Genomic DNA, 10,794 nt, shown 5'->3' on the forward strand with positions numbered 1-10,794 from the left:
CGCCGCCGGCGCGCTCGCCGCCACGGTCGCCGACGGCGCCACGCCCGTGGTCCGCGGCTACGTCATCGACGACAACGCCACGATTTCACTGGGCTCGGCGGCCGCGATGTGGCTCGTGTTGTTCGTGGTGTGAGTTCTGTCTCGGAGTCGCCGCTTCGATCTTTTCCGACACCTCGAAAGCCCCGAGGCTGTAGACTCGGTGCGCTCGCTGCGCTCCTCGTCACTCGCTGTGCTCGTTCCTGCGGTGCTTGCGTCGCGCGCCTTCGTCTACAGCCTCGCCCCTTTCAATCCGCCCGTCGCCAGTTGGCTAACCAGCTACGGGCGGACTGAAAGGGGCGGCGGGCTTTCGAGGCGTCAGTGACGACGGAGTAGTCGCTAGCGCCACAGTGACAGACGAGCCGCCCAACCCCACCTAGCCACTTTCACCGCGCTACGCGAACCCTTAACCACGTGAGCGACGTACGATTGCGCGAATGTCGGAGCCCGCGTACGTCGACCACCCGATGCTGGCCGAGGGCGTCATCGAGGCGCGCCAGTACCAGCTGCAGCTCGCTGCGGCCGCCCGCGCGGACCACACGCTCGTCTGCCTCCCCACGGGGCTGGGGAAGACGACGGTGAGCCTGCTGGTGACCGCGTACCGGCTGGCCGACGACGCGGGCGGGAAGGCGCTCCTGCTGGCGCCGACGAAGCCGCTGGTCGAGCAGCACGCGGCGTTCTACCGGGAGGCCCTCCAGATTCCCGACGAGGAGGTCGTCGTGTTCACGGGGGAGACCCGGCCCGAGGACCGCACGGAGATGTGGGGGGACGCGCGCGTCGTGGTGGCGACCCCGCAGGTCGTGGAGAACGACCTCGTCGGGGGGCGCGTCGGCCTCGAGGACGTCGTGCACTGCACGTTCGACGAGTGCCACCGCGCGACCGGGGACTACGCGTACACGTACATCGCGGAGCGCTACCACGCGGACGCGGCGAGCCCGCTGGTGACGGCGATGTCCGCGTCGCCCGGTGGGAACGAGGAGGACATCCGGACGGTCTGCGAGAACCTCGGCGTGCGGAACGTGGAGGTGATGACCGAGGACGACGCGGACGTCGCCGAGCACACGTACGACACGGACGTCCAGTGGGAGCGCATCGAGCTCCCCGAGGAGGTCATCGAGGTCCGAGACGCCATCAACGAGGTCATCGAGGACCGCCTCGAGCAGCTCCGCGAGCTCGGCGTGACGCGGGTCTCGAGCCCGGACGTCTCCCAGAAGGACCTGAACGAGATTCGCGCGAAGCTCCAGGAGCTCATCGACAACGACCAGAGCGAGGGGTACGAGGGGATGTCGATTCACGCGGAGGTGATGAAGCTCCGGCGCGCGGTCGAGCTCGTGGAGACCCAGAGCGTCGAATCGGTACGGAGATACTTCGAGCGCCAGCGGAACGCCGCGCGGTCGTCGGGGGCGTCGAAGGCGAGCCAGCGGCTCGTCTCCGAGCCCAAGGTGAAGGAGGCGATGCGGAAGGCCGACGCGTTCGACGGCCTCCACCCGAAGTTCCGGCGCGCGCGGATGCTGCTCGCGGAGACGCTGGGCATCGAAGAGGGCGAGCGCGTCATCGTGTTCACGGAGTCCCGGGACACCGCGGAGGCCCTGACCGAGTTCCTCGGCGAGCACTTCGACGCGCGGCGGTTCGTCGGGCAGGGCGACGCGGACGGCAGCGACGGGATGACCCAGAAGGAACAGCGGGAGACCCTCGAGGAGTTCCGGAACGGCGAGTTCGAGGTATTAGTCTCCACGAGCGTCGCCGAGGAGGGCCTGGACGTGCCGGAGGTCGACCTCGTCCTCTTCTTCGAGCCGGTGCCGACGGCGATTCGCTCGGTCCAGCGGAAGGGGCGGACGGGCCGCCAGACGGAGGGGAAGGTCGTCGTGCTGATGGCCGAGGACACCCGCGACGAGGCGTACTTCTGGATCAGCCGGCGCCGCGAGCAAGAGATGGAGGACGAGCTCCGCGAGCTGAAAGACGTCGCCGACGACCTCGAGGGCGACCTCGGGGAGAGCCAGCGCGCGCTCGACGACTACGGCGACGGGGCCAAGCCCGCGGAGGCCGACGGCGGCGAGGCGGCCCCGGACGACGCCCAGGCGGGCCTCACGGACTTCGACGCGCCCGACCCCGACGACGTCGAGGGCAGCGAGGACGACGAGGGCGTGGCGGCGCGCGCGGACAGCGGCGACGACGAGGCCGTGGAAGTCGTCGTCGACCAGCGCGAGCTCGACTCGAACATCGCGCGTGACCTCTCGAAGCGCGACGGCGTGGAGACCCGGCTGGAGACGCTCTCCGTCGGCGACTACGTGCTCTCGGACCGCGTCGCCGTCGAGCGGAAGACCCACGGCGACTTCCTCGACACCCTGCTGGGCGGCGACCGCTCCATCTTCGAGCAGGCCAAGGACCTGACGCGGCACTACACGCGGCCCGTCCTCCTCCTGGAGGGCGACGGCGACGTGTACGCCGAGCGGGACGTCCACCCGAACGCGATTCGCGCGGCGCTGGCGTCGCTGGCGGTCGACTGGGGGGTCAGCGTCGTGCACACGCGCGGCGAGGACGACACCGCGGAGATGGTCCAGACCATCGCCGAGCGCGAGCAGACGCAAAACGACCGCGAGGTGAGCGCGCACGGCGAGAAGGCCGCGAAGACCCTCGGCGAACAGCAGGAGTACGTCGTCTCCTCGATTGCGGACGTCGGCCCCGTGACGGCGCGCTCACTGCTCGAGGAGTTCGGCACCGTCGAGGCCGTGATGACCGCCCGCGAGGACGACCTCACCGAAGCGGACGGCGTCGGGCAGGTGACGGCCGAGCGCATCCGCGAGGTCGTCGGCAGCGACTACCGGCCGGACGCGTAGCGGTCAGTCGCGGTCGGCGCGGTGCTCGCTGATGATGGAGTCGACCATGCTCTCCTTGCGCTCGCGCTCGCGTTCGGCCTTCCGCTCGCGCCAGTCCTCGACGACGGCTTCGACGTCGGACTCGCTGGCGATTGCGAGCTCGTCGACCTCCCGAATCGTGACGTCGTCGGCGGGACCGACCGGAACCTCGTGCTCGAAGAGGACTTCGTCGGCGGCGTCCGAGAGCCCGCCGGAGCGGAGGACGACGCGGGGGTCGAAGTCGGCGAGCAGTTCGGCGGTCGAGCGGCCGGCGCCGGAGGCGTCACGGAGGTAGACGACGTCGCCGCTGGCGATGCCGTACTCGTCGTCGGCGGCCTCGATGGCGTCGACGGTGAACTGGTCGACGGGCTTGACGGCGACGAGGTCGCCGCCGCGGTCGACGTCCCCGAGGTTCGAGTGGTCGAGCTTCCAGAGGTCCTTGAGGCGTTCGAGCTTCCCCTCGAGTTCGTCGGCGCGCTCGCGTTCGTCCTCGAGTTCGGTCTCGAGGCGGTCGTTCTCCCACTGGAGCTTCGTGACCTCGCGGCGCTCGCGGGCCGCCTGTCGCTCCTCGCGGCGGGCCTCCGAGAGCTCTTCCTCGTACTCCGCGATCTGCTCGTCCTTCTCGTCGAGTTCGGCCTCGAGGTCGCTGACGTGGTCCTGGAGCCGGGCGACCTGCGCTTCGAGGTCCCGAATCCGGCGCTCCTCGTCGGTGAGCTCGCGGGGCTCGTGCTCGACGGACTCCTCCTCGGGCTCGTCGGTCTCCGTGAGGTCGTCGACGACCGCCGTCAGGGGTTCGTCGTCGCCGACGACGCGCGCGACGACCTCGCCGCGGTCGAGTTCCGGCGGCGTCTCCTCGGTGGCGCGCCGAATCTGGTCGGCGTGGTCGTCCCGCGCGAACAGCGCGGCGGCCATCGCGTCCCGCTGGTGGTCGTCCTCGTACCCCTCCTCGCGGGTGCGGTGTTGCTTCTCGTCGACCGGGAGGTCCGTGTCGGGCGTCCAGCCGGCGGCGTCGAAGCTCGCGCGGATCTTCTCGACGGTCGCCGGCATCGGCGTCACGTCCGCGGCCACGAGCACGGGCCGCCCGCGCTCGATGATCCACTCGATGACGTCGGCGGTGTCGGCGGTGCGCGTGCTCGTCACGTCGAGGACGCGGCCGTCGAGCGCGACGAGCGCGACCGCCGTCGTCGTCCCGGGGTCGATGCCGACGAACACGCGGTCGCGGCGGCGCGCGAGCGGCTTGAACTCGATGCCGTCCCGGCGCACGGGCTCGACCTCCACGCGGGTGTCCCCCGAGCGCCGGCCGCTCACGGGGATGTCCTCGGGGCGGGCCTGCACGGTGAAGACGGCGTTGGCGTACCCGCCGTACTTCTCGGTGACCTCGCGCTCGTAGTCGAGGCCGGCGTCGTCGAGGTCGGCTTCGACGTCGCGGGCGACGCGCTTCACGGAGCCGTGGATGCGGCGCGTGTAGCGGTCCTCGCTCCAGCCGCCACCGCCGCCCGTCGACCGCCCCCGGGAGACCTTCACGGTGGTCTCGTCGGTGAACGCCGACACCTCGTAGCCGACGTTCCGCGCGGCGAGCCGGGCAGACGCTTCGGCCTCCTCCATCGCCGGCTTCCCGTACGGGACGCCGTGGCGCTTGGCCACCCGGGAGAGCGGCTCGGGGCGCTCGTCGCCGGTCACCTGCACGAGCTTCGTCTCCTCGGGCAGCCCGCGCAGGAAGTGCACGAGCTGGTCCTTGTCGGCGGCCAGCTCGTACATGTTGTCCGTCGCGAGAATCGCGGGCTCCTCGCTGTCCACGCGCCGCAGCAGCTTCCGGCGGCTCACCACGTCGCGTTCGACCGTCTCGCCGTCGAAGACGACGAGCGCGTACGAGGGGGCGTCCCCGCGCACGTCACCGCTCTGCACGTCGACGCCGAACACGCGGGCGTCGAGAGCGCTCGTGCGGGTACTCACGTGCCGGGAGTGTAGGGCGCGACGGCTAATAAGCGCACGGCGGGGCGGGGGTGGCAGAGCCCCACAAAGCGTTTACCCGGAGGTGTCGACATTCCAGTGTGCCTACACGTGCTCGCGACGCTGCCGTCCTCGCGCTCGTCGCGGCCGTGCTCCTCGCGAATCCCCTGTACGTCCCCGTCCTCCCCGCCGACGATTCGCGCTCGGCGAACGTGTACTCCGCGACGACGGTCGACCCGGCGCAGGCCAGCGACCACGCCACCATCGTCCGCGCAGTCGGCGAGGACGACGTCGTCGAACTGGCGGCGCTCACGGACGAGCACGCGGGCCACGCCGGCGAGTACCGCAGGCCAGTCGCCGCGGCGGTACTGCTCGAACGCGCCATCGAGGCCGGGAACGCGACCGCGAGCGACGCGGAGACCGCGTTCACGCTCCACAGAGTCACCGCGAACTACCGCTACGCAGTGACCGACTTCGGTGCCGGACCCCGGTACTACCACGTCGAAGCGACCGCGAGCGACGGCACGACGACCGTCAGCGCCGCGGCCGTCGACGACGAGACGGTCGCACAGCACCTGATTCACCGCGACGCCGTCCGTTACTCGAGCCTCCCGGAACGCCAGCGGGCCGCCGTCGACGCCGTCCTCGCCGACCCGGACAGCCACCGCCCGGCACACGCCGGCGTCTTCGGCGACCTCACCGAGCGCGTCGTCGCGAAAGACGAGAGCTACCACGTGCTCGAACACGAGGGGCACGTCGACTCCATCGGCGGCTCCCCGTTCGGCGGCCCCTCCGTCCTCCTGACTGGCCTCGGCGCGCTCGCGTTCCTCGCCGCCCTCGTGCTGACCGTCCGCTCGTACTCGGTCGCCCGCGACTGAGCGAGTTCGGCTGTTTTCGCAGTCTCGGGCCGGCTCGCGGCCTGTCACAGCCCCCACAAAGCGTTTACCGACGCCGACACGTTCACCGTCCAGAGATGTCCGCCCGCGCCCGTCGCGCCGCGGTCCTCGCCCTCCTCGCGGCCGTCCTCCTCGTGAACCCCGTGTACGTCCCTCACCTCGTCGACGCGGAGGAATCGGCGTCTGGAACCACCTACGACGCGTCCGCGGTCGACCTCGCGAACGCCGGCGACCGCGAGCGGCTCGTGTACGCCGTCGGCCAGGACGACGTCGTTGACGTGAACGACCTCGCCGAGGCCAACGAGCACGCGGTCTACGGCGACGAGTACCGCGTGCCGGAGGCGGCGGCCGGCGTCCTCGAACGCGCCACCGAGAATGGGACGGCGAGCACGAGCGACGCCGACGCGTCGTTCACCCTCCGACGGGTCGCCGCCAACCACGAGTTCGCGGTCGTCGGCGACGACTCGCAGCGGTACTACCGCATCGACGCCGCCGCGAGCGGGAACGAGACGAGCGTCACGGCCACCGAAGCGACGCGGGAGGCGGTCGCGCGCTACCTCGTCCACCACGACGCCGTGCTGTACGCGAGTCTCCCGGAGCACCAGCGGGCTGCCGTCGACGCGGTCGTGGAGGCCGGCGACACCGGCTACATGCCCGAGAGCGGGGAACGACTCTGGGAGCTCACGGACAGCGTCGTCGTGAGAGACGACACGTACTACGTCGTCCAGCCGTCCGGCGTCGCCGACGACTTCGGCCCGTCGCCGCGTGGGTTCGCCAGACTCGCGCTGAACGCCGTCGGCGCGCTCGCGTTCCTCGCCGCGCTCGTGCTGACCGTGCTCGCCTACCGGCGTCCCGAGCGCTGAGTCAGTCGGCGTCCGGGTAGGGGACGTCGTAGGTCATGCCGTCGTGGGCGACGAACACCTTCCCGTCGAAGTCGACGGCTTCGGCGTCCTCGCGGAGTTCGCGGGCGTCGCCGGCGTACCGCGAGGAAACGTGGGTGAGCGCGAGCGCGCGAGCGCCGGCGCGAGCGGCGAGTTCGGCGGCCTGCCCGGCCGTCGAGTGGCCGGTCTCGGCGGCGCGGTCGGCGGCGTCGTCGGCGAACGTGGCGTCGTGAATCAAGAGGTCGGCGCCCTCGCTGGCGGCGGCGACGGCGTCGTGGGGGCTGGTGTCGCCCGTGTAGACGAGCTTGCGGCCGGGTCGGGGGTCGCCGACGACCTGCTCGGGGCGGACGACCGTGCCGTCCTCGAGTTCGACGGCGTCGCCCTCGTGGAGCTGCGAGAACTTCGGGCCGACCGGGACGCCGAGTTCCTCGGCCTTCTCGCGGTCGAAGCGGCCCTTGCGGTCGTCCTCGACGAGCGCGTAGCCGACGGAGGTGGTGCGGTGGGCGGTGTCGAACGCGCGCACCTCGTACTCGGGGCGGTCCAGCACGGTCTCGCCCGCGGAGACCTCGCTGATGCGGACGGGGAAGCCGACGTCGCCGCCGACGGCGAACACGAGGTCCTCGACCTTCCCGCGGACGCCCCGGGGAACGTGAATCGTCAGGGGGTCCTCGCGGTCGTTGAAGTCCCACGTCTGGACGAGGCCCGGGAGCCCGAAGACGTGGTCGCCGTGGGCGTGCGTGACGAACACGTCGGAGACGTCGAAGCCGGTGCCGTACTGCATCATCTGGCGCTGGGTGGCTTCGCCGGCGTCGAAGAGGAAGGCGTCGCCCCCGCGGCGCACGAACACCGAACTGGGGTTGCGTTCGGTCGTGGGGACGGCGCCACTCGTCCCGAGGAAGGTGGCCTGCAGAGTCATGCCAGAACGTCGGCGGGCCGCGCGCAAAACCCCACCGATGCGCCGTCCGACGGAACGGGTGACGGCGGGACGCTCGTCGGGACGCCAGCGTCGACGTAGCCCGACGGACCGACTCTTTCTTTGCCCCGTAGCGGCTACCTGCGGGTAATGGACGAGCCGCTGTGGATCGACGCGCACGCGCCGTCGCTGGCCGACCTCCCGCAGGCGGGGCTGCGGGACCGCCTGCGGGACGCCACCGACGAGCCCGTGAATCTCGTCGTCTACGGGCCAGAGGGCGCGGGGAAGACGGCGGCGGTGCGCGCGCTCGCCGAGCACGCCCACGAGGACGCGGAGAACGACCTCGTGGAGCTGAACGTGCAGGACTTCTTCGGGATGACGAAGAAGGAGGTCAGCGAGGACCCGCGGTTCTCGCAGTTCATCTCCTCGAAGCGCCGGCGGAACTCCTCGAAGGCCGACCTCATCAACCACGTGCTGAAGGAGTCCGCGAGCTACGCGCCGGTCTCCGGCGAGTACAACACCATCCTGCTGGACAACGCCGAGGCCATCCGCGAGGACTTCCAGCAGGCGCTGCGCCGCGTGATGGAGCGCCACCACGAGGCGACGCAGTTCATCATCGCGACCCGCCAGCCGTCGAAGCTCATCCCGCCGATTCGCTCGCGGTGTTTCCCGGTGTCGGTGCGGTCGCCGACCCCCGACGAGATTACGGAGGTGCTCCGGGACATCGTGGAGGCGGAGGGCGTCGACTACGACGAGGACGGTATCGAGTTCGTCGCGGGGTACGCCGACGGCGACCTGCGGAAGGCCGTGCTGGGCGCGCAGACGACGGCCGAGCAGGAGGGCGAGATCACGATGAACGCGGCCTACGAGACGCTGCAGGACGTCGGCGCGGACGACCAGATCGAGTCGATGCTGGACGACGCGGAGGCCGGCGAGTTCACGGACGCCCGGTCGACGCTCGACGACCTGCTCGTCGACGACGGCCTGAGCGGCGAGGAGGTCCTCGAGGAGATTCTGCGCGTCGGGCGGTCGCGGTACGACGGCGAGGAGCTCGCGGAGCTCCACCGGCTCGCGGGCGAGGTGGAGTTCGACCTGCACGCGGGGAACAGCGACCGGATCCAGGTCGGGCGGCTGCTCGCAGAGCTCGGCCGGGAGGCGTAGCGGCGGCGCACCCTCGAAGGAGTAGTTTTTCTACGCGCGGCCACCGAGACGTAGTGTGTCTCTCGCCGACCAGTTCGAGCGCGTGGGAATCGTCGTCGGTGCGGTGCTGCTGGTGGGGCTGCCGCTGACCCTCCTCGTGGACGCCGTCGTCGGCCCGGCGACGCCGTGGTGGCGGTTGCTCGTCGTGCTCGCGCCGGGGTTCGTCGTCGGGTGGGCGGCGGCCGCCGACGACCTGCCGGTGGCGTACGGGAGCGTCTGGTTCGTCTGCTTCGCCGGCTACGTGCTCTCAGTGGCGACCATCAGTCTGCTCGGACTGGTACCGGTCCACGAGCACACGGCGAGCGTGCTGGTCGTGCTCGCGGCGTCGTTCGCGGTCGCCGTCGTCGGCGACAGCTACCGGTAGCGCGCCGTCACGTGGGCGTTCGTCGGTTCCGTGCAGCGATGGCGCCGAGGAACGCCAGCGAGACGAGCGCGCGCTTCGGGCTGATGCTGAGCGCGACCGGGACGTCGTCAGCGTCGTCGGCGTCGTCGGCGTCAACGGAGTCCCCGCGCGTCGCCGTCGGTTCGCCGCCCGCGGCAGCAGTCTGGACGCCGGCACCCACCAGCAGGCAGACGGCGGCAGCGACCGCACAGAGACGCACAGCTCTGTCTGTGTCGATACCGTAGCGTTTCCAATACGTGGCCAAAAAAGTTATCCGTACACTCGTGTCGCCGAGCTAACTACTCGTCCGTCAGAGGACGGGATTCCGGGGTCTCCGCGGGGTTCGGCGCGTGGAGGAGTGGTTAGCAGGCTGTGACGATCGACGTGTCAGTCGAGTATGAGAACGTAACGCGTGAGCGAGCGGTGGACGCGGCGCTCGAAGCGCTCGGCGACCGTCCAGCCGGCGGCCCGCGCTTGCTCGCGCCAGTCGCGGTCGGCGACGAGCACGCAGCGGTCGGCGACGCGGCGGGCTTCCGCGAGCGCGCCGGCGACGAGGTCCGCGAGCTCGTGGGTCTCGACCTTCGACTGGCGGCCGTACGGCGCGTCGAAGACGACGGCGTCAGCGGCGCCGTCGCGGAGCGGGAGCCGGGTGGCGTCGGCGCGCGCGACGTCGAAGTCGGGGACGTACGCGGCGAGGTTCTCGCTGGCGCCGGCGACCATCTTCGACTGGGCGTCCGTGCCGAGGGGGCGGGCGCGAGCAGGCCGGCTTCGATGAGGACGCCGCCCGTACCGCACATCGGGTCGAGGACGACGTCGCCGGGGCGGACGCGGGCGAGGTTGCAGAGCGCGCGCGCCAGCAGCGGGTCCATGCTCCCCGGCTGGAAGAACGGCCGGTCGGTGGGCTTGCGCTCGCCGAAGTCACGGACGGACTCGGCGGCGAGCCACGCGAGGAAGCAGCGGTCAGCGGAGAACAGCGCGCGGAGTTCGTGGTCGGGGTCCTCGAGGTCCACGTCGAAGCCGGCGTCGACGAGGACGCCGCCGAGCTCGCGTTCGGCCTGCTGGGTGTCGACGGCGGTCGTGTTGCGGACGTTGCGGGCGCGCACCGCGACACTTCCCTCGCGGTCGACGTCGGCGGCTTCGAGTGCGTCGACGGCGGCTTCGATGTCGGCGTCGGTGGTGGCGACGTGAGCTCCGGCGCGGTGAGTGTACGCGAGGCCGCGGAGGCGCTCGCGGGAGAGGTCGCTGGCGAGCGCGACGCCGGGGGCGGGGACGCGGACGTCGCTGGCGGCGGCGCGGGCTTCGGCGGCGGCGAACTCGTCGTCGGCGCCGCCGAGTTCGAGGACGAACACGTGGCGACGTGGGCGCCGCCGGGCAATCAGCCTGCCGGCATCGAGGGGTACTTGAGGCGTTGTTCCCCGGACTACCAAGCTTTATAAACCTTAAATACGTGATTTAAACCGTACGATGACCGACCCCAAGGAAACCATCAATATTGAAAACGTGGTCGCCTCCACCGGCATCGGCCAGGAGCTCGACCTCCAGAGCGTCGCGATGGACCTGGAGGGGGCCGACTACGACCCTGAGCAGTTCCCCGGCCGTCGTCTACCGCACGCAGGACCCAAGAGCGCCGCGCTCATCTTCCGGTCCGGCAAAATCGTCTGACACCGGTCGCCAAGTCTAC

The 10,794-nt window shown here is 70.9% G+C and carries 8 protein-coding genes and 2 pseudogenes; 6 read left to right on the forward strand and 4 right to left on the reverse strand.

Annotated elements, in window-relative coordinates; all coding sequences use genetic code 11:
- Positions 1-473: 473 nt before the first annotated feature.
- Positions 474-2,873, forward strand: a complete 2,400-nt coding sequence (locus tag GJ634_RS11580) for a DEAD/DEAH box helicase (protein ID WP_157502923.1) — start codon at positions 474-476, stop codon at positions 2,871-2,873.
- Between the two features lie 3 nt (positions 2,874-2,876).
- Here the strand turns inward: GJ634_RS11580 and GJ634_RS11585 are convergent, their stop codons facing one another.
- On the reverse strand, positions 2,877-4,844 hold the full coding sequence (locus GJ634_RS11585) for a DUF460 domain-containing protein (protein WP_331714136.1): 1,968 nt from the start codon (positions 4,842-4,844) through the stop codon (positions 2,877-2,879).
- Between the two features lie 98 nt (positions 4,845-4,942).
- Between GJ634_RS11585 and GJ634_RS11590 the strand changes: the two genes are divergently transcribed.
- Positions 4,943-5,719, forward strand: a complete 777-nt coding sequence (locus GJ634_RS11590; protein ID WP_157502925.1) for a hypothetical protein — start codon at positions 4,943-4,945, stop codon at positions 5,717-5,719.
- Positions 5,720-5,814: 95 nt separating this feature from the next.
- The gene (locus GJ634_RS11595; protein ID WP_157502926.1) at positions 5,815-6,600 is read left to right on the forward strand and encodes a hypothetical protein; all 786 of its coding nucleotides are present in this window, start codon (positions 5,815-5,817) and stop codon (positions 6,598-6,600) included.
- Position 6,601: 1 nt separating this feature from the next.
- Here GJ634_RS11595 and rnz read toward each other — a convergent pair whose 3' ends face one another.
- On the reverse strand, positions 6,602-7,534 hold the full coding sequence (gene rnz, locus GJ634_RS11600; RefSeq protein ID WP_157502927.1) for a ribonuclease Z: 933 nt from the start codon (positions 7,532-7,534) through the stop codon (positions 6,602-6,604).
- Between the two features lie 147 nt (positions 7,535-7,681).
- Between rnz and GJ634_RS11605 the strand changes: the two genes are divergently transcribed.
- The gene (locus GJ634_RS11605; RefSeq protein ID WP_157502928.1) at positions 7,682-8,692 is read left to right on the forward strand and encodes an AAA family ATPase; all 1,011 of its coding nucleotides are present in this window, start codon (positions 7,682-7,684) and stop codon (positions 8,690-8,692) included.
- Positions 8,693-8,747: 55 nt separating this feature from the next.
- The gene (locus tag GJ634_RS11610; RefSeq protein ID WP_331714137.1) at positions 8,748-9,095 is read left to right on the forward strand and encodes a hypothetical protein; all 348 of its coding nucleotides are present in this window, start codon (positions 8,748-8,750) and stop codon (positions 9,093-9,095) included.
- Between the two features lie 7 nt (positions 9,096-9,102).
- Here GJ634_RS11610 and GJ634_RS11615 read toward each other — a convergent pair whose 3' ends face one another.
- Entirely contained in the window at positions 9,103-9,333 is a 231-nt protein-coding gene (locus GJ634_RS11615; RefSeq protein ID WP_157502929.1) for a hypothetical protein, read from the reverse strand.
- 167 nt (positions 9,334-9,500) lie between these two features.
- A pseudogene (locus tag GJ634_RS11620) lies at positions 9,501-10,462 on the reverse strand (TIGR01177 family methyltransferase).
- Between the two features lie 115 nt (positions 10,463-10,577).
- Here GJ634_RS11620 and GJ634_RS11625 point away from each other — a divergent pair.
- A pseudogene (locus tag GJ634_RS11625) lies at positions 10,578-10,772 on the forward strand (TATA-box-binding protein); the annotation flags it as partial.
- Between the last annotated feature and the right edge of the window lie 22 nt (positions 10,773-10,794).

This window comes from Halobacterium sp. CBA1126, assembly GCF_009741975.1.
GTDB lineage: Archaea > Halobacteriota > Halobacteria > Halobacteriales > Halobacteriaceae > Halobacterium.

Coding starts and splice junctions, on each gene's coding strand:
- GJ634_RS11595 (WP_157502926.1), top strand. CDS start 5,815: ATGTCCGCCCGCGCCCGTCGCGCCGCGGTCCTCGCCCTCCTCGCGGCC.
- rnz (WP_157502927.1), bottom strand. CDS start 7,534: ATGACTCTGCAGGCCACCTTCCTCGGGACGAGTGGCGCCGTCCCCACG.
- GJ634_RS11580 (WP_157502923.1), top strand. CDS start 474: ATGTCGGAGCCCGCGTACGTCGACCACCCGATGCTGGCCGAGGGCGTC.
- GJ634_RS11605 (WP_157502928.1), top strand. CDS start 7,682: ATGGACGAGCCGCTGTGGATCGACGCGCACGCGCCGTCGCTGGCCGAC.